The following is a 16,562-nucleotide window of genomic DNA, read 5'->3' as shown; positions in this document are numbered from 1 at the left end:
ACGAGAGCGTGGAGCGGCTACGCGCTCAGACCGAGGATGCGGGCGTGCCGACGCCGAGCGCGATGAGCAGGCTCAGCACCGCCAGCGCGATCGTGGTCGGGACCATCACCAGTCGCTCGGGCTTCGACCGCGAGGCGGCGTTCATCAGGATGCCGAGCGTGAAGTAGCCGAACACCACCCACATGGCCACGGCGGCGACGCCCTGCGGGAGCAGGGGCGCGGCTCCGACGCGGGCGACGGCGATCACGGCGATCACCGCGTAGATCATCACCGCCGCCGCACTGCCGATCCGCAGCTTCGCCGGCAGCACGTCGTGCGAGCCGCCCCAGGCGAATCGGCCCCACGGGGCACCGGCGGCCAGCGCGATCTGGAACGCGGCGACCAGGGCCAGGATCACGGCCAGCGCGACAGCGAAGGGCATGACGCCAGTATGCCAGCGCGCGCTCCCAGAACTCTCGCATGCGTCCTGCCTAGACTCGCATGCGACACCGCCCGACGACCCCGAGGGACACGCCGCCCGATGACGACCTCCACGACCGACACCTCCTGGCTGGGTTCACTGATCGATGCAGTGATCAGTCTGATGGACATCATCGGTCCGATCGGCGCCGGCGTCGCGATCGCGCTCGAGAACCTGTTCCCGCCGCTGCCCAGCGAGGCGATCCTGCCGATGGCGGGGATCGCCGCTCACGACGGCGCCTTCGGCCTGTGGGAGGCCGTGCTGTGGACCACCCTGGGGTCGCTCGTGGGCGCGCTCGCCCTGTACGGGCTGGGCGCCTGGCTCGGGCTGCAGCGACTCCGACGCATCGCGGATCGCCTTCCCCTCGTCGACGTCTCCGACGTCGACCGCACGGTGGCGTGGTTCCACCGCCACGGCGGGAAGGCCGTCTTCTTAGGCAGGTTCATCCCGATTTTCCGCAGCCTCATCTCGATACCGGCCGGGGTCGCGCGCATGCCGCTGTGGCGCTTCGGTGCGCTGACGACCGCCGGAAGCCTGATCTGGAACACCGCGTTCATCCTCTGCGGCTGGTTCCTCGGCTCGGGATGGCACATCGTCGAGCAGTACGTGGACGTCGTTCAGAACGTCGTCATCGTGGTCGTGGCGGTGACGATCGTCGTGCTCGCCGCCATCCGCATCCGCTCGCTGCGGGCGAAGCGCAGCGCCGGCACCGTCTCGGAGCCGGTTGACGCGGCCACGGGCGAGGTGCCGGTCGCGTCGGGTCGCTGACGACCGGCGCGGTCAGTCGGAGAGCAGGTCGGGACGACGCTCGCGGGTGCGCTCGAGCTGCTGCTCGTGGCGCCAGGCGGCGATCGCGCCGTGGTTGCCGCTGAGCAGGATCGGCGGCACCTCGCGGTCGCGCCAGACCGAGGGCTTGGTGTACGACGGGTACTCGAGCAGACCGTCCTCGTGCGACTCCTCGATCAGGCTCTCGGGGTTGCCGACCACGCCGGGGATGAGCCGGCCGATGGCCTCCACCATCGCCATCACGGCGACCTCTCCCCCGTTCAGCACGTAGTCGCCGAGGCTGATCAGACGCACCTCGCCCAGGTCGGCGGCGTACTCGAAGACGCGCTCGTCGATGCCCTCGTAGCGCCCGCAGCCGAAGATCAGGTGCTCGCGCGTCGCGAGCTCGCGTGCGGTCGCCTGTGTGAACACCTCGCCGGCGGGCGAGGGGAAGATGATGGTCGGCCGGGCCTTCGACGGGCTCAGCGCGCCACTTTCCGGGCCGGTGAGCTGGTCGAGCGCGAGCCCCCACGGCTCGGGCTTCATCACCATGCCGGCTCCGCCACCGTAGGGCGTGTCGTCGACGGTGCGGTGCCGATCAGAGGTCCAGTCCCGCAGGTCGTGGACGTGGAGGTCCAGGATGCCCGAGTCACGGGCCTTCCCGAGCAGCGAGAGCGCGAGACCGTCGAAGTACGACGGGAAGATCGAGACGACGTCGATTCTCATCCGTGGAGGCCGTCGCTCATTCGGCGTGCGCGTCGTCGCCCGCGTCTGCTGCCGGAAGCTCTTCGAAGAGCCCGGGCGGCGGCGTGACGACGACTCGACCGGCTGCGACGTCGACAGTCGGCACGATGGCTTCGACGAAGGGGACCATGACCTCGCCCGACTCGGTCTTGACGATCAGGAGGTCCTGCGCGGGGAGGTGCTCGACCCGCGCGACGCGACCGACGACGACATCGTCGCGCACCACGTCGAGACCGACGAGCTGGTGCGCGTACCACGCGTCGTCTTCGGCCTCGTCGTCCTCGTCCATCCAGAGGATCGCGCGCACGAGCGTCTCGGCGGCGGTGCGGTCGTCCACGCCGTCGAGGAAGACGACCGAGTTGCCGTTCATCACGCGATACTCGCGGATCGTGACGGTCTTGCCGTGCCAGCTGGATGCCTCGGGCACCTGCAGCGTGAACTCCGCCCCCGGCACGAAGCGCCGCTCGGGGTTGTCGGTGTACAACTCGAGCTTCAACGCGCCCTTGAGCCCGTGTGCCTTGAGCAGACGGCCGACGCGAAGCTGGTTCTTCTCGGCGGCCACGTCAGTCGTCCGCGACGTCGACGCGGACGCGGCGTCCGTCGGCGAGGGCGGAGATGAGCGTGCGCAGCGCCTTGGCGGTGCGGCCGCCGCGCCCGATCACGCGACCACGGTCATCCGGGTGCACGTGCACCTCGAGGAGGTCGCCCCGGGGCGACGCGGATGCGGTGATGCGGACATCGTCCGGGTGATCGACGATCCCCTTGACGACGTGTTCGAGCGCGGCGGCGAGCACAGCGGATTACTCTGCGTCGGCGGCGGGAGCCTCAGCGGCCTCCGCGTCGGCGGGAGCGTCGGCCGGGGCCTCCTCGGCCTTCTTATCGACCTTGGGCTTGACGACCGACTTCTTGGCCGCGTCGACCTCGAAAGCAGCCTTCGGCTCAGCCACCTGGACGGTGGACTTCGCGTCCTTGTCGCCCTTGAACTTGCCCCAGTCACCGGTGAGCTTCAGCAGCGCGGCGACCTGCTCGGTCGGCTGCGCGCCGACCGACAGCCAGTACTGTGCGCGGTCGGAGTCGACCTCGATGAACGAGGGGTGCTCGGTGGGGTGGTACTTGCCGATCTCCTCGATCACGCGACCGTCGCGCTTGGTGCGCGAGTCGGCCACGACGATGCGGTAGTGCGGTGCACGGATCTTGCCCATGCGCTTGAGACGGATCTTGACAGCCACGATTCTCCTGAATGGTGTGGAAAGAAAGATGAACCGGTCGCCTGGAGAGTGGGGTGCACATCCGGCGGAAGCTCTGAAGGTGTGACGGATGCTGGATAGAGGGTCGAGCAGCCGTCCGACCCACTATTCTGCCAGATCCGCGCGCTGTCCGCGAAACGACACGTCACGGTGTGCGCAGCGCCTCCGGCCAGCGTGTCAGACTGTGCGCGTGTCGATCGAATTCGCCCCCTCCGCTCGTTCGACCGTGGGGCTGGAGTGGGAGGTCATGCTCGCCGATCCGAGAACGGGAGATCTCGTCGGCCGGGCCCCTGAGCTGCTGACCCGCCTCGAGAAGCAGAGCGCCCCGGAGCGCCACACGGTCACCGGTGAGCTGCTCACGAACACGATCGAGGTGACCAGCGGTGTCGGCACCACCGTCGCCGACGCGGTCGACGACGTCGCCGCCGCGATCGCCGCCGTGCGCCGCTCGACCGACCCTGCGGGGATCGAGCTGCTGTCGGCCGGCAGCCACCCCTTCGCCCAGTGGTTCGATCAGCGGGTGACCGACAAGAACCGCTATCACAAGCTCATCGAGCGCACCCAGTGGTGGGGCCGGAACATGATGATCTGGGGCATCCACGTGCACGTCGGTGTCGACGAGCAGGCGAAGGTCCTGCCGATCATGGGCGCACTCGCCGGGTTCCTCCCCCACCTTCAGGCGCTGTCGGCCTCGAGCCCGTACTGGGCCGGTGAGCGCACCGGCTACGCGTCGAATCGGGCACTGGTGTTCCAGCAGCTGCCGACCGCGGGCCTGCCCTGGTCGATATCGACCTGGCAGGAGTTCGAGACCTTCGTCGACGACATGACCCGCACCGGGGTGATGGCCGACCCCTCCGAGATCCGGTGGGACATCCGCCCTGCGCCGAAGTGGGGCACGATCGAGGTGCGCGCCTGCGACGGCATGTCGACGCTCAGCGAACTGGCATCCGTCGCCGCACTCACGCAGACCCTCGTGGAGTTCTTCTCCCGCGAACTCGACGAGGGCCGAGAGCTGCCGACGCTCCAGCCCTGGTTCCATCGGGAGAACAAGTGGCGGGCGGCCCGCTACGGTCTGGACGCCAAGGTCATCGTCGACCGCGCCGGGTCCCAGGTGCCCGTGCGCGAGCACATCACCGCGGTCGTGGAGGATCTGCTGCCGATCGCCGCCGATCTGCGATGCACAGAGGAGCTGAAGGCAGTGCACACGATCGTCGAGCAGGGCGCCAGCTACTCGCGTCAGCTCGCAGCGGCCGACGCCGCGAACGGCGACCTGCGACAGGTCGTGCAGCACCTGATCCGCGAGTTCCGGGCCGGCCCTGAGCGATCGGTCAACGCCTGAGACGTCGGCCCCCGTCCGATCAGTCGCTGTCGAGCAGTCGGCGAGCGAGCGTGTCGTCGAGCACGACGTCGGTGATGAGTCCGGCGCCGATCGCCGCCCGCAGTGAGCCGAGCTTCGCCGACCCCGAGACGACGCACACCCGGCGCGGCACACGCCTGAGCCGGTCGAGCCCCGGGCCGGTCGAACGTGCATTGAGCCGCACGTCGCGCCAGCTGCCGTCCGCTCGGAAGAACACCGTCGCGACGTCGCCGATCACGGCATCCTCTTCCAGACTCCGGTAGTCATCGCGACCGAGGTAGCCGCCGACGTACACACGGCTGGGCACATCGGCCCCGGGGGATCCCAGACCGAACACCGCGATGTCCATCTTCGCCTGGAAGGCGAGCACGCGGCGGGTGCTGCGCTCGCGCCACATCGCTTCGCGCGTGTCGGGGCTGTCGAAGAAGGCGGGGACGGGGAACTGCTCGACCTGGGCGCCGAAGGCATGGCCGAAACGCTGCAGGATGTCGCTGGAGTACTCCAGTCCGCTCGTCTGCGTATTGCCCGCCCCGTTGAGCTGCACGAACGTCGTGCCGTGGGTCTCCTTGGGGATCAGCGAGCGGCTGACCGCGCTGATCGTGGAACCCCACGCCACCCCCGCGACCATGTTCGAGTCGATGAACTGCGACAGAAGGCGCCCGGCGGTGAGCGCGACGCGCTCGAGCCGCTCCACCTCGCTGACGCGCTCTGCGATCGGGGCGATGTGCGCGGTGATGCCGTGCCGCTCGTTGAGCCGCTGCTCGAGCATCCCCAGTCTCTCGAGTGGTGAATGGATGCGGATGTCGACCAGGCCGACCTCGCGGGCGAAGCTGAGCAGCCGCGACACCGACGACCGGGAGGTCCCGAGCTCGCGCGCGATGACGTCCATCGTCTGGTCCTGCATGTAATACAGCTGCGCCGCGGTCAGCGCGGCGATCAGCTTGCGGTCGCCTGCGGCGTCTGTGGCCATGTCGTCCTCCGCGGCGATTCTTGCACATATGTGCATCGGGGTTGCACGTGGCGCGGTTGGGGTCGATGCTGAGAACATCCAGAGAAGAGGGAGGTCGAAGATGATCGAGTCGACACACTCATCACGCGAACGCCAGCAGGTCGAAGCAGTCCGCGAGTCGGGACGCACCACGGTTCTCATCATCGGTGCGGGGATCAACGGCATCTCCACGTTCCGCGATCTCGCCCTGCAGGGCGTCGATGTCCTGCTCGTGGAGCGCGGCGACTTCGCATCCGGTGCCTCCGCAGCCTCGAGCCACATGATCCACGGCGGCATCCGCTACCTCGAGAACGGCGAGTTCCGCCTCGTGCGGGAATCCGTCCAGGAGCGCAACGGCCTGCTCAAGATCGCGCCGCACTACGTCAAGCCCCTGCAGACGACCATCCCGATCTACTCGACCTTCTCGGGCATCCTCTCCGCACCGCTGCGCTTCCTCACGCACCGCAGCGGAAAGCCGCAGGAGCGCGGCGCCTTCCTGATCAAGGTCGGACTCACTATCTACGACACGTTCTCTCGCGACGGCGGGGTCGTCCCCCGCCACCGCTTCCTCGGACGCAAGCGCTCGCTGGCGGAGTTGCCCGCGCTCGACCCGAAGATCAAGTACACCGCCACTTACTACGACGCTTCGATGCACGACCCGGAGCGTCTCGCGCTGGACGTGCTGCAGGACGGACGGGCCGCGCACCCTGGCGCCGTGGCGCTCAACTACGTCGAGGCCGTCGGCCGCACCACGGAGGGCGTGCTGCTGCGCGACCTCGAGACCGGCACCGAGTTCACGGTGTCGGCCGACGTGGTCGTCAATGCCTCGGGTCCGTGGACCGACCTCACCAACGACGCCCTCGGCGAGGAGACCCGCTTCATGGGCGGCACCAAGGGGTCGCACATCGTGCTGGATCACCCGGAGCTGCTCGACGCGACCGGCGGGCGGGAGATCTTCTTCGAGCACTCCGACGGACGCATCGTGCTCATCTACCCGCTCAAGGGCCGCGTGCTCGTCGGCACGACCGACATCGACGCCGACCCTCGGGAGGTGCCGGTGTGTACGGAGGAGGAGATCGACTACTTCTTCGACCTCATCCATCACGTGTTCCCGTCCATCCCGGTATCGCGCGATCAGATCGTCTTCACGTTCTCGGGCATCCGTCCGCTCCCCCGCCACGAGGACACTGCGCCCGGGTTCGTCTCGCGCGACTACCGGGTCGAGGTCGACCGCGACGGAGACGTCCCCCTGGTCAGCCTCGTCGGCGGCAAGTGGACCACGTTCCGCGCACTCGGCGAGTCGCTCTCCGACGTCGTGCTCGGACTGATCGGTCGCGGCCGCCGAGTGTCGACCGTCGGCCGCGCGATCGGCGGCGGACAGGGCTTCCCGCGCACCGCACGCGCCCGGCACAGCTGGATCGAACAGAACCTTCCCGGCGCGGGCGACCGCGCCGAGCGCCTGCTCACCCGATACGGCACCCGCGCGGCTGACGTCTGGCAGTTCGTCCGCGGAGGCGACGACGCGCCGCTCGCCGACGGTGATCTGTCGACGCGAGAGCTGATGTGGATGGTCGAGCGCGAACACGCCGTCCGCCTGCAGGATGTCATCCTGCGTCGCACCAGTCTGGCGTTCACCGGCGATGTCACCGACGAGGTGCTCGTGGAGCTCGCCGATGCGATGGCTCCTCTCCTCGACTGGGACGCCGAGCGACGCGTGGCCGAACTCGAGGAGACGCGCTCTCTGCTCAACGACCGACACGGCCTCGACCTTCCCGCACTTCCGTCGCATCAGAACGGCTGAAGCACCGACCGTCGCCTCCCCGCGACATGAATTCACCCATTGCCCGCGCCGGGGAGAGCGCGGGCAGCACGAAAGGTCAATGAAGACATGACTGATGTCAATCTCGGGTTGTACTTCCTCTCCGAGTTCGTCGGAACAGCGATGCTGATCCTTCTCGGATGCGGTGTCGTCGCCAACGTGGCCCTTGCCAAGAACAAGGGCTTCGCGGGCGGATTCCTCATGGTCAACTGGGGCTGGGGTCTCGCGGTGTTCGCCGGTGTGCTCGCGTCGGCGTACTCCGGCGCGATCATCAACCCGGCCGTCGGGCTCGGTCTGCTGATCGCCGGCAAGATCACCTTCGTCGCCTTCCTGGTCGCGACCGCTGCAGAGCTGCTCGGCGCCATCGTCGGCGCGGTGCTCGCATGGCTCGCCTACAAGCAGCACTTCGATGAGGAGCCGGAGGCGGCGAACAAGCTCGGCGTGTTCTCCACCGGTCCGGCGATCCGTTCCTACGGCTGGAACCTGGTCACCGAGATCATCGGCACCTTCGTGCTGATGTTCGTCATCTTCGCGTTCGCCGATTACGGCGACATCCAGGTCGGCACCCCCGGCGGCCTCGGCCCGCTCACCGCTCTGCCTGTCGCACTGCTCGTGGTCGGCATCGGCGCCTCGCTCGGTGGTCCCACCGGATACGCCATCAACCCGGCCCGTGACCTCGGACCCCGCATCGCCCACGCGATCCTGCCGATCAAGGGCAAGGGCTCGAGCGACTGGTCGTACTCGTGGGTGCCCGTCATCGGCCCGTTCATCGGCGCCGCGATCGCTGCGCTCGCCGCACCGGCTCTGCTGAGCCTGGCCTGACCCGATTCGATTTCAAAGGAGAAACAACATGGCTGAGTACATCATCGCGATCGATCAGGGCACCACGTCGAGCCGTGCCATCATCTTCGACCGGAAGGGCAGCATCGTCGCCACCGGCCAGAAGGAGCACGAGCAGATCCTCCCGAAGGCGGGCTGGGTCGAGCACGACGCACTGGAGATCTGGCGCAACGTGCAGGAGGTGATCGGCCTGGCGCTGAGCCGCGCCGACCTGACCCGCCACGACATCGCCGCGGTCGGCATCACCAATCAGCGCGAGACCGCCGTCGTGTGGGACCGCAACACCGGCAAGCCGGTCTACAACGCGATCGTCTGGCAGGACACCCGCACGCAGGAGATCGTCGACCGTCTCGCCGCTGACGGAGGGGTCGAGCGGTTCAAGCCGGTCGTCGGTCTGCCATTGGCGACCTACTTCTCCGGCACCAAGATCACCTGGATCCTGGAGAACGTCGAGGGCGCGCGCGAGAAGGCCGAGGCGGGCGATCTGATGTTCGGCACCACCGACTGCTGGGTTCTCTGGAACCTCACCGGCGGCGTCGACGGCGGCGTGCACGCGACGGATGTGACCAACGCGTCGCGCACGATGTTCATGGACCTCGAGACGCTCGAGTGGCGCGACGACATCCTCGAGGCGTTCGGCGTGCCGCGCTCGATGATGCCGGAGATCCGGTCTTCGTCGGAGGTGTACGGCGCGGCGGAGAGCTCGTCGCTGCTGCGCGAGACGCCCATCGCGGGCATCCTCGGCGACCAGCAGGCCGCGACCTTCGGTCAGGCCGCGTTCGACAAAGGCGAGAGCAAGAACACCTATGGCACGGGCTGCTTCCTGATCTTCAACACCGGCGAGGAGGTCGTGCACTCCAAGAACGGCCTGCTCACCACGGTCGGCTACAAGCTCGGCGACGGGCCGACGCACTACGCCCTCGAGGGCTCGATCGCGGTCACGGGATCACTCATCCAGTGGCTGCGCGATCAGCTCGGCATCATCGGCTCAGCGCCCGAGGTCGAGGACCTCGCTCGTCAGGTCGACGACAACGGCGGCGTGTACATCGTCCCGGCGTTCTCGGGTCTGTTCGCGCCCTACTGGCGCCCGGATGCCCGTGGCGCCATCGTGGGCCTGACCCGGTACTCGAACCGGAACCACATCGCTCGTGCCGCTCTCGAGGCCGTGGCCTTCCAGACCCGCGACGTTCTCGACGCGGTGAACGCGGATGCCGGTGTCGATCTCTCCGAGCTGAAGGTCGACGGCGGCATGGTCGCGAACGACGCGCTCATGCAGTTCCAGGCTGACGTTCTGGGCGTGCCGGTCGTGCGTCCGGTCGTCGCCGAGACCACCGCGCTCGGGGCCGCCTACGCCGCCGGTCTCGCCGTGGGCTTCTGGAACGGGCTCGACGACCTGTCTGCCAACTGGCAGGAGGACAAGCGCTGGGAGCCGAGCATGGACGCCGAGGAGCGCGACCGTCAGCTGCGCCTGTGGCGCAAGGCCGTGTCGAAGTCGATGGACTGGGTCGACGCCGACGTGCGCTGACCTCGGATCGGCTGAACACGAGCCGCTGGTGTTCTGGACGTTCGTTCAGAACACCAGCGGTTCTTCATGCAGAGACCGGTTCGGCGAACATCTGACGCGAGGCGCTGGCATCGCACGGCCGGGGTACAGACCAATACAAGAAGGAGTTACGAGTGACTCAAAGACATGCACGGCGCAACAGCATCTGGCTGGTGGTGTCGTTACTGCTGTGTCTGATCTCCGCGGTCGGCGCTCAAGCCGTTCAGACCGCAGGGGGGTCGATCGCGGTGAAGGACATGCAGTGGGAGACCAGTTCCGGTCGGATGCTGAACGCACTGCTCTTCGTGCCGGCGGCGGCCACCGCTGAAGACCCGGCTCCGGCCGTGGTCGTCAGCCACGGCTGGTGGAACAACCGTGAGATGCAGGATGCGAACTATGTCGAGCTCGCCCGACGCGGATTCGTCGTGCTCTCGATCGACATGTACGGCCACGGCAACTCCGACCCCTTGCCTGCCGACGAACTGTCAGTGGGCGGAACCGGGATGTACGACGGTGTGAAGCTCATCGCTGATCTGCCCTACGTGGATGCGACCCGGATCGGGGTGACGGGGCACTCCAACGGCGCGCGAGCAGCCAACTTCTCGGTGACCCTCGACGATGCGGCTGATGAGCAGCTGATCTCGGCCGTCTTCCTCGTCGACAACGAAGCGATGTACGCGGATGAGGACGGAACCTACGCCAATCTCTACGGAACGCGCGACGTCGGCCTCATCGCCGATCAGTACGACGAGTTCTTCTTCCGCAGCTACGACGCCGACGGCGCTGTCCTGACCACCCCGCGGGAGTTTGCAGGCACGCCCAACGCGCAGTCCTTCCTGAACTTCGGAGCAGACCCTGACGCAGCCGAGAAGCGCGATGTGGACACGGTGTACACCGAGCAGATCGACGGCACCGGGGCCATCCGCGTGCTGCACACCCCGGCGCAGACCCATCCCTGGACGACGATCTCGAAGACTGCCGTCGCCGATCTGCTCTCCTTCTTCGATGAGACCCTGGGCGCCCCTGGCCCCATCGAGCCCGGCTCGCAGATCTGGCAGCTGAAGGAGTTCTTCACGACGCTTGGTCTGATCGGTTTCGGCATCTTCCTGGTGACGTTCACGCGCGCTCTGCTCCGGACTCGAGCCTTCGCGCGGCTGCGCACCGCCCCTGCCGGCGCTGTCGGTGCGACGGGCCGCGCCGGAGGGCTGTGGTTCTGGGGCGGGCTGATCGTCTCCGCGATCTTCTCCGCCGTGTCGTACGTCTGGTTGAGCCAGCAGGCCTGGATCGGTGCAATCGCCTTCAACGCCGTGCCCAACGTCGTGCCGACCGGGTCCGTCTTCTTCATCGGGGTGTGGGCGGCGATCAACGGGGTGTTCGCCGTGGCCATCATGGCCATCGCCTACTACTTCTTCGGGCGCCGCAACGGGCAGGACCTGCGGGCACTGGGCATCTTCCCCGGCTGGTCGTCGCTGCTGCACAGTGTCGGTCTTGCCGTGGTGGTGTCGGTCGCGGCGTTCGGTCTCGTGTTCATCGCCGACTACTTCTTCAAGACCGATTTCCGGCTGTGGGTCGTCGCGATCAAGTGGTTCCCTCAGGACAAGATCTGGTACGCCCTGTTCGTTCTGCCGCTCTTCCTGATCTACTTCATCGCCAACTCTGTGGCGCTGAACGTGTTCAACCGCTTCACCCTGGCCGGGCGCGAGTGGTTGAACACAGCGGTTCTCGCTCTGTTCAACGCACTGGGACCGATCGTGCTCGTGGTGGTCCAGTACGTGACCTTCGCGATCTCCGGAGAGCTGGTTCCCGGGTTCGGTGGCATCTTCAGCATCTGGCTCTTCCCCGTGATCCTGATCCTGGCGGTGACTGCGGTCGTCTCCCGGAAGATCTACCGTGAGACCAACAACCCGTACATCGCCGGTGTTCTGAACGCCATCGTCGTCTCGGTGATGTCGGTCACGAACTCACTCGTGATGACCTACTGAGTACACGAAAGGGGTGTCCGGCATGAACTGCCGGGCACCCCTTTCCGCGCAGGTCGAGAATCAGCCCTTGCCGAACAGCTTCTGGATCTCGGCGAGGTCGGCCTCGCTGGGCGCCTTCTGGCCTCCGAGCCCGAAGCCGGTGCCGGTCGGCGCGGTGTTCGCCGTCGCGAGACCGGCGTTCTCTGCGGCGCGCTTGGCCGGGTTGCCCGAGCGGGAGCCGCCGCCCTTGCCCTTGGCGCCCTTCTTGCCGCGCTTGCTCGACGCGCCGGGCTTGCCCATGGGCCCCATGCCGGGGATGTTCGGCGTGCCGCCGCGGGCGACGGTCTTCATCATCTTCGCGGCCTGCTCGAATCGCTGCACGAGCTGATTCACGTCGGTGACGGTCATACCCGAACCCTTGGCGATGCGCAGACGGCGCGAGCCGTTGAGGATCTTCGGGTTGCGTCGCTCGCCCGGGGTCATCGAGCGGATGATGGCCTCGGTGCGGTCGATCTCGCGCTCGTCGAAGTCCTCGAGCTGCTGCTTCATCTGGCCCATGCCCGGCAGCATGCCGAGCATCTTCTTCATCGAGCCCATCTTCTTCATCTGCTGAAGCTGGTCGAGGAAGTCCTCGAGGGTGAAGGCCTCGTTGGCGAGCTTCTCGGCCATCTTCATGGCCTCTTCCTCGTCGAAGGCCTGCTGGGCCTGCTCGATGAGGGTCAGGATGTCACCGAGGTCGAGGATGCGGCTCGCCATGCGGTCGGGGTGGAACGGCTCGAGATCCTCGAGGTTCTCACCCGTCGAGGCGAAGATGATCGGACGCCCGGTGACCGACGCCACAGAGAGCGCGGCGCCACCGCGCGCGTCGCCGTCGAGCTTCGACAGCACGACGCCGGTGAAGTCGACGCCCTCCTGGAAGGCCTTCGCCGTGTTGACGGCGTCCTGGCCGATCATCGCGTCGATGACGAACAGCACCTCGTCGGGGCTGGTCGCCTTGCGGATGTCGGATGCCTGCTTCATCAGCTCGGCGTCGACGCCGAGGCGTCCGGCGGTGTCGATGATGACCACGTCGTGCTGGTGGCGGCGCGCGTGCTCGACGCCGTCCTTCGAGACCTTCACCGGGTCGCCGACGCCGTTGCCCGGTTCGGGGGCGAAGATCGTGGCGCCCGCGCGCTCGGCGACGACCTGCAGCTGGTTCACGGCGTTCGGACGCTGCAGGTCGGCGGCGACGAGCAACGGCGTGTGCCCCTCGCCCTCGAGCTGCTTGGCGAGCTTGCCGGCGAAGGTGGTCTTGCCCGAACCCTGCAGGCCCGCGAGCATGATCACCGTCGGCGGGTTCTTGGCGAACTCCAGCCGGCGCTGCTCGCCGCCGAGGATCGCGACGAGCTCCTCGTTGACGATCTGCACGACCTGCTGCGCGGGGTTCAGTGCCTTGTTGACCTCGTCGCCGAGGGCGCGCTCGCGCACCTTGGCGGTGAAGTCCTTGACGACGACGAGCGCGACGTCGGCATCCAGCAGTGCGCGACGGATCTCGCGGACGGTGCCGTCGACGTCGGCGGGGGTCAGCTTTCCCTTCGTGCGCAGATTGCGGAAGGTCTCGGTGAGCCGATCGGAGAGCGTGCCAAAGGTAGCCATGGTGCCTCCGATTCTACGCGAGCGGCGCCTCCACCCTGAGCGCGACGCGAAGCTTCTCCTTCGCGCGCTGGTACCGACCCCGAGCGGTGGATGCTGGGATGCCGAGCAGCTCGGCAGCACCGACGAGACTCAGCCGCTCCCAGTGCACGAGACGGACGAGCTCGGCGAGGTCCGGGTCGAGCCGGTCGATGGCATCCCGCACCTCCGCCCGCTCGTCTGCGGCGGGCGAGGTGGGCGACTCGCGCACCTGCAGTCGGATGCGGTCGGCCAGCGCCCAGCGCCGTCGCTGGCCGCGCCGGTGGTTCAGCAGCGTGCCGCGGGCGACCCCGAACAGCCACATGCGTGCCCGCTCGTCGCCCTCCGGCAACTCTCCGACGCGACGCCACGCGACGACCATCGTCTCGCCGAGCAGGTCAGGAGCATCGTCGGGTCCGACCCGCCGTTCGAGATAGGCGAGAAGGTCGGATGCCGAGGACTCGAGCGCTCGGGTCAGGCGCGACGCGGCGTCAGTCGCACTCACTCCGTTGCGCATTTGACGCCCCCATCGGTGCCGAAGGTCCACTGTCGGGGCTCTCGAATCCGGCTGGCCAGTCCACGAGTCCGGCTGCGACAGCCACCCCGCCGCCCCCGACGAGAAGCACTCCGGCAACAGCAGCCGCGAGGGCGGAACGTCGTCGACGCGAACGCTTCGGCGGACGCACCGTGTCACGGGCGTCCGCCACCATCTGGGCGAGCGCCGCTTCACGCGCACTCGCGCGGTCGACGAGGGCGGGGGCGGATCGTTCGAGCAGGTCGTCGATCGGATCGGTCATGAGTGCCTCCTTCAGCGGCTTCTACTCATGACCTGTCCGGCACCGCTCGAAACGTCCGCTCATCCCCACGGAAGATCGTGGATGCTGCGCAGGGCGTGGTCGAACTGCGCCTCGAGCGAAGCTTGCCCGGCGCCCTGCTCGGCCCATACGCGCAGCGACGAGAGCACCGCGGTGGCCAGTGCCGATCCCAGGATGTCCGCGCGGATCTCGTCGATTCCCGCGCTGCGAGCGGCGGCGGCGACAGCAGACGAGATGCGTGCGTGGCGGAGGCCGGTGTCGCGCAGGAGCTCCTGCTCCAGCCCCATCGCCGAGGCGTTGCGCAGGGCGAGAGCCAGCGGATCCGGCGCGAAGGCGTGCACGATGGGCTCGACCGCTGCCCGCACCGCGGCGCCGTCGGCATCCGTTCCCAGACGCGCCAGCGCGACCAGCGCGGCGTCGACCCGCGCGTCGAATCCCGACCAGAGCACATCGCTCTTCGACGAGAAGTAGTTGAAGAAGCTCGACCGGCTCACTCCGGCGCGACGGGTGATGTCGACGATGGACGTCGCCTCGTACCCCTGCTCGAGGAACAGCTCGCAGGCGGCCTCGGCGAGCGTCTCGCGGGACGACACCCGGGGGCGTCCTGCTCGCGGTGCCGTGCTCATAGCGATCAGCGTAGCCGCGCGTCGTGCCCATCGATCGCGCGGACGGCGTATCGTGGGTGCGACATCATTTTTTGGACGCCATCCAACAATCGAGAGAAGTTCCGATGCTCGACATCCAGATCCCTGGTCTCGCCCCCGACTGCGTGCCCTACCTCGACGGGTGGGACCTGCAGCGCCGCATCCACCACGACATCGTCGCCGGCATCCGACCCGACACGCTTCTGCTGCTCGAGCACGAAGCCGTCTACACGGCAGGCAAACGCACCGAGGATCACGAGCGCCCGCAGGACGGCACTCCCGTCGTCGACGTAGACCGCGGCGGCAAGATCACCTGGCACGGCCCCGGTCAGCTCGTCGGATACCCGATCGTCCGGCTTCACGAGCCCATCGATGTCGTCGAGCACGTGCGCCGGCTCGAGCGGGTGCTCATCGGCATCCTGAAACCGCTCGGCGTCGACGGCTACCAGGTCGACGGACGCAGCGGCGTCTGGGTGCGCCGCCCGCTCGGTGAGGACAAGGTCGCCGCGATCGGCGTGCGGGTGCAGCAGGGCGTGACCATGCACGGCTTCGCCATCAACTGCGACAACACGCTGGCCGGCTTCCGCGGCATCATCCCGTGCGGCATCACCGACGCCGGGGTGACGACCGTGAGCGAGGTCACCGGCAGACGGATAGCGCCGACCGACATCGTGCAGAGCGTCGCGGATGCCTTCGCCGCCGAGTACGCGACCGAGCGCGAAGGAGTCGCCGCATGAGCGCCGCCCACCCCGACGGGCGCAGGCTGCTGCGTCTCGAAGTGCGAAACGCCGAGACCCCGATCGAGCGCAAGCCCGAATGGATCAAGACCAAGGCGAAGATGGGCCCGGAGTACACCGCCCTGCAGGCGCTGGTGAAGACCGAGGAACTGCACACGGTCTGCCAGGAGGCCGGCTGCCCGAACATCTTCGAGTGCTGGGAAGACCGCGAGGCGACCTTCCTCATCGGCGGGTCGCAGTGCACCCGCCGGTGCGACTTCTGCCAGATCGACACGGGCAAGCCGGATGCCTATGACACCGACGAACCGCGACGGGTCGCCGAGAGCGTGCAGCGGATGGGTCTGCGCTACGCCACGGTCACCAGCGTCGCGCGCGACGACCTGCCCGACACGGGCGCATGGCTGAACGCCGAGACCGTGCGGCAGATCCACGCCATGAACCCGAACACGGGAGTCGAGCTGCTCGCGAACGAGCACAACGCCGACCCCGCCTTCCTGGGGCAGATCTTCGACGCGCGGCCGGAGGTGTTCGCACACAACGTCGAGACGGTCCCGCGGATCTTCAAGCGCATCCGCCCCGCGTTCACGTACGAGCGCTCGCTCAGCGTGATCACGCAGGGACACGACGCGGGCCTCATCACCAAGTCGAATCTCATCCTCGGCATGGGCGAGGAGCCGGAGGAGGTCGTGCAGGCACTGCAGGACCTGCACGATGCCGGATGCGACATCATCACGATCACGCAGTACCTGCGTCCGACGCCGCGGCACCTGCCGGTGGCCCGGTGGGTGAAGCCGGACGAGTTCGTGGAGTTCAAGGCCGAAGCCGAGCGCATCGGGTTCCTCGGCGTGCTCGCCGGTCCCCTGGTGCGCTCGTCGTACCGCGCCGGGAGGCTGTGGGCGCAGTCGATGATCTCGAAGGGGCGCGACATCCCGCCGCATCTCGCACACATCGCCGAGAGCGCCGACCTCGGATTCGCGCAGGCTGTCTAGGGG

18 protein-coding genes are annotated in these 16,562 nt (G+C 67.9%); 8 read left to right on the top strand and 10 right to left on the bottom strand.

All coding sequences use genetic code 11. The features are described 5' to 3' along the window. Positions 1-25: 25 nt before the first annotated feature. Positions 26-421, bottom strand: coding sequence for a hypothetical protein (locus ACWIDW_RS01670; protein WP_454122441.1), 396 nt, complete (start codon positions 419-421; stop codon positions 26-28). 99 nt (positions 422-520) lie between these two features. Between ACWIDW_RS01670 and ACWIDW_RS01665 the strand changes: the two genes are divergently transcribed. Then, the gene (locus ACWIDW_RS01665; protein WP_454122439.1) at positions 521-1,228 is read left to right on the top strand and encodes a DedA family protein; all 708 of its coding nucleotides are present in this window, start codon (positions 521-523) and stop codon (positions 1,226-1,228) included. Positions 1,229-1,240: 12 nt separating this feature from the next. On the opposite strand, the gene trmD is transcribed toward ACWIDW_RS01665, so the two are convergent. Genes trmD through rpsP form a run of 4 tightly spaced genes read right to left on the bottom strand, consistent with a single transcriptional unit; the run spans position 1,241 to position 3,198 of the window. After that, entirely contained in the window at positions 1,241-1,951 is a 711-nt protein-coding gene (trmD, locus tag ACWIDW_RS01660) for a tRNA (guanosine(37)-N1)-methyltransferase TrmD (protein WP_454122437.1), read from the bottom strand. 16 nt (positions 1,952-1,967) lie between these two features. Further along, positions 1,968-2,531 (bottom strand): ribosome maturation factor RimM, encoded by a 564-nt coding sequence (gene rimM, locus ACWIDW_RS01655; RefSeq protein WP_454122436.1) that lies wholly within the window; start codon positions 2,529-2,531, stop codon positions 1,968-1,970. A 1-nt stretch (position 2,532) separates the two neighbouring features. Next, on the bottom strand, positions 2,533-2,763 hold the full coding sequence (locus ACWIDW_RS01650; protein ID WP_071644715.1) for an RNA-binding protein: 231 nt from the start codon (positions 2,761-2,763) through the stop codon (positions 2,533-2,535). A 6-nt stretch (positions 2,764-2,769) separates the two neighbouring features. Continuing rightward, a complete protein-coding gene (gene rpsP, locus ACWIDW_RS01645) occupies positions 2,770-3,198 on the bottom strand; it encodes a 30S ribosomal protein S16 (RefSeq protein ID WP_454122435.1) in 429 nt (142 codons plus the stop codon). 208 nt (positions 3,199-3,406) lie between these two features. On the opposite strand from rpsP, the gene ACWIDW_RS01640 reads away from it, so the two are divergent. After that, the gene (locus tag ACWIDW_RS01640) at positions 3,407-4,555 is read left to right on the top strand and encodes a glutamate--cysteine ligase (RefSeq protein ID WP_454122433.1); all 1,149 of its coding nucleotides are present in this window, start codon (positions 3,407-3,409) and stop codon (positions 4,553-4,555) included. A 19-nt stretch (positions 4,556-4,574) separates the two neighbouring features. On the opposite strand, the gene ACWIDW_RS01635 is transcribed toward ACWIDW_RS01640, so the two are convergent. After that, a complete protein-coding gene (locus ACWIDW_RS01635; RefSeq protein ID WP_454122431.1) occupies positions 4,575-5,543 on the bottom strand; it encodes a sugar-binding transcriptional regulator in 969 nt (322 codons plus the stop codon). Between the two features lie 100 nt (positions 5,544-5,643). On the opposite strand from ACWIDW_RS01635, the gene ACWIDW_RS01630 reads away from it, so the two are divergent. The 4 genes from ACWIDW_RS01630 (at position 5,644) to ACWIDW_RS01615 (ending at position 11,745) form a co-directional block, all read left to right on the top strand. Further along, on the top strand, positions 5,644-7,362 hold the full coding sequence (locus ACWIDW_RS01630; protein ID WP_454122429.1) for an FAD-dependent oxidoreductase: 1,719 nt from the start codon (positions 5,644-5,646) through the stop codon (positions 7,360-7,362). An 87-nt stretch (positions 7,363-7,449) separates the two neighbouring features. Further along, the gene (locus ACWIDW_RS01625; protein ID WP_454122427.1) at positions 7,450-8,202 is read left to right on the top strand and encodes an MIP/aquaporin family protein; all 753 of its coding nucleotides are present in this window, start codon (positions 7,450-7,452) and stop codon (positions 8,200-8,202) included. A gap of 28 nt (positions 8,203-8,230) precedes the next feature. Beyond that, positions 8,231-9,745 carry a glycerol kinase GlpK gene (gene glpK / locus ACWIDW_RS01620; RefSeq protein WP_454122426.1) on the top strand — a complete coding sequence of 505 codons (1,515 nt, stop codon included), beginning with the start codon at positions 8,231-8,233 and terminating at the stop codon, positions 9,743-9,745. Between the two features lie 152 nt (positions 9,746-9,897). Continuing rightward, positions 9,898-11,745, top strand: coding sequence for an alpha/beta hydrolase family protein (locus tag ACWIDW_RS01615; protein ID WP_454122424.1), 1,848 nt, complete (start codon positions 9,898-9,900; stop codon positions 11,743-11,745). Positions 11,746-11,805: 60 nt separating this feature from the next. On the opposite strand, the gene ffh is transcribed toward ACWIDW_RS01615, so the two are convergent. Genes ffh through ACWIDW_RS01595 form a run of 4 tightly spaced genes read right to left on the bottom strand, consistent with a single transcriptional unit; the run spans position 11,806 to position 14,815 of the window. Beyond that, entirely contained in the window at positions 11,806-13,359 is a 1,554-nt protein-coding gene (ffh, locus tag ACWIDW_RS01610) for a signal recognition particle protein (protein WP_454122422.1), read from the bottom strand. A 13-nt stretch (positions 13,360-13,372) separates the two neighbouring features. Beyond that, positions 13,373-13,879, bottom strand: a complete 507-nt coding sequence (locus tag ACWIDW_RS01605; protein ID WP_454122421.1) for an RNA polymerase sigma factor — start codon at positions 13,877-13,879, stop codon at positions 13,373-13,375. Continuing rightward, on the bottom strand, positions 13,866-14,171 hold the full coding sequence (locus tag ACWIDW_RS01600) for a hypothetical protein (RefSeq protein WP_454122419.1): 306 nt from the start codon (positions 14,169-14,171) through the stop codon (positions 13,866-13,868). The genes ACWIDW_RS01605 and ACWIDW_RS01600 overlap by 14 nt, the downstream gene beginning before the upstream one ends. 59 nt (positions 14,172-14,230) lie before the next feature. Then, the gene (locus ACWIDW_RS01595) at positions 14,231-14,815 is read right to left on the bottom strand and encodes a TetR/AcrR family transcriptional regulator (protein ID WP_454122418.1); all 585 of its coding nucleotides are present in this window, start codon (positions 14,813-14,815) and stop codon (positions 14,231-14,233) included. A gap of 104 nt (positions 14,816-14,919) precedes the next feature. Here ACWIDW_RS01595 and lipB point away from each other — a divergent pair, with 104 nt between their 5' ends. Together lipB and lipA are read left to right on the top strand one after the other, a co-directional pair. Beyond that, positions 14,920-15,570 (top strand): lipoyl(octanoyl) transferase LipB, encoded by a 651-nt coding sequence (gene lipB / locus ACWIDW_RS01590; RefSeq protein WP_454122416.1) that lies wholly within the window; start codon positions 14,920-14,922, stop codon positions 15,568-15,570. Continuing rightward, positions 15,567-16,559 (top strand): lipoyl synthase, encoded by a 993-nt coding sequence (gene lipA, locus ACWIDW_RS01585; protein ID WP_454122414.1) that lies wholly within the window; start codon positions 15,567-15,569, stop codon positions 16,557-16,559. Before lipB ends, lipA begins: the two co-directional genes overlap by 4 nt. Positions 16,560-16,562: the final 3 nt, after the last annotated feature.

The organism is Microbacterium sp. NPDC055312 (assembly GCF_053645675.1).
This window is presented reverse-complemented; position numbering and strand designations above follow the sequence as displayed.

What these genes read in the sequence shown, in the direction of transcription:
- ACWIDW_RS01670 (WP_454122441.1), bottom strand. Translation starts at nt 421, where the DNA reads ATGCCCTTCGCTGTCGCGCTGGCCGTGATCCTGGCCCTGGTCGCCGCG.
- ACWIDW_RS01665 (WP_454122439.1), top strand. Translation starts at nt 521, where the DNA reads ATGACGACCTCCACGACCGACACCTCCTGGCTGGGTTCACTGATCGAT.
- trmD (WP_454122437.1), bottom strand. Translation starts at nt 1,951, where the DNA reads ATGAGAATCGACGTCGTCTCGATCTTCCCGTCGTACTTCGACGGTCTC.
- ACWIDW_RS01635 (WP_454122431.1), bottom strand. Translation starts at nt 5,543, where the DNA reads ATGGCCACAGACGCCGCAGGCGACCGCAAGCTGATCGCCGCGCTGACC.
- ACWIDW_RS01630 (WP_454122429.1), top strand. Translation starts at nt 5,644, where the DNA reads ATGATCGAGTCGACACACTCATCACGCGAACGCCAGCAGGTCGAAGCA.
- ACWIDW_RS01625 (WP_454122427.1), top strand. Translation starts at nt 7,450, where the DNA reads ATGACTGATGTCAATCTCGGGTTGTACTTCCTCTCCGAGTTCGTCGGA.
- glpK (WP_454122426.1), top strand. Translation starts at nt 8,231, where the DNA reads ATGGCTGAGTACATCATCGCGATCGATCAGGGCACCACGTCGAGCCGT.
- ffh (WP_454122422.1), bottom strand. Translation starts at nt 13,359, where the DNA reads ATGGCTACCTTTGGCACGCTCTCCGATCGGCTCACCGAGACCTTCCGC.
- ACWIDW_RS01600 (WP_454122419.1), bottom strand. Translation starts at nt 14,171, where the DNA reads ATGACCGATCCGATCGACGACCTGCTCGAACGATCCGCCCCCGCCCTC.
- ACWIDW_RS01595 (WP_454122418.1), bottom strand. Translation starts at nt 14,815, where the DNA reads ATGAGCACGGCACCGCGAGCAGGACGCCCCCGGGTGTCGTCCCGCGAG.
- lipB (WP_454122416.1), top strand. Translation starts at nt 14,920, where the DNA reads ATGCTCGACATCCAGATCCCTGGTCTCGCCCCCGACTGCGTGCCCTAC.
- lipA (WP_454122414.1), top strand. Translation starts at nt 15,567, where the DNA reads ATGAGCGCCGCCCACCCCGACGGGCGCAGGCTGCTGCGTCTCGAAGTG.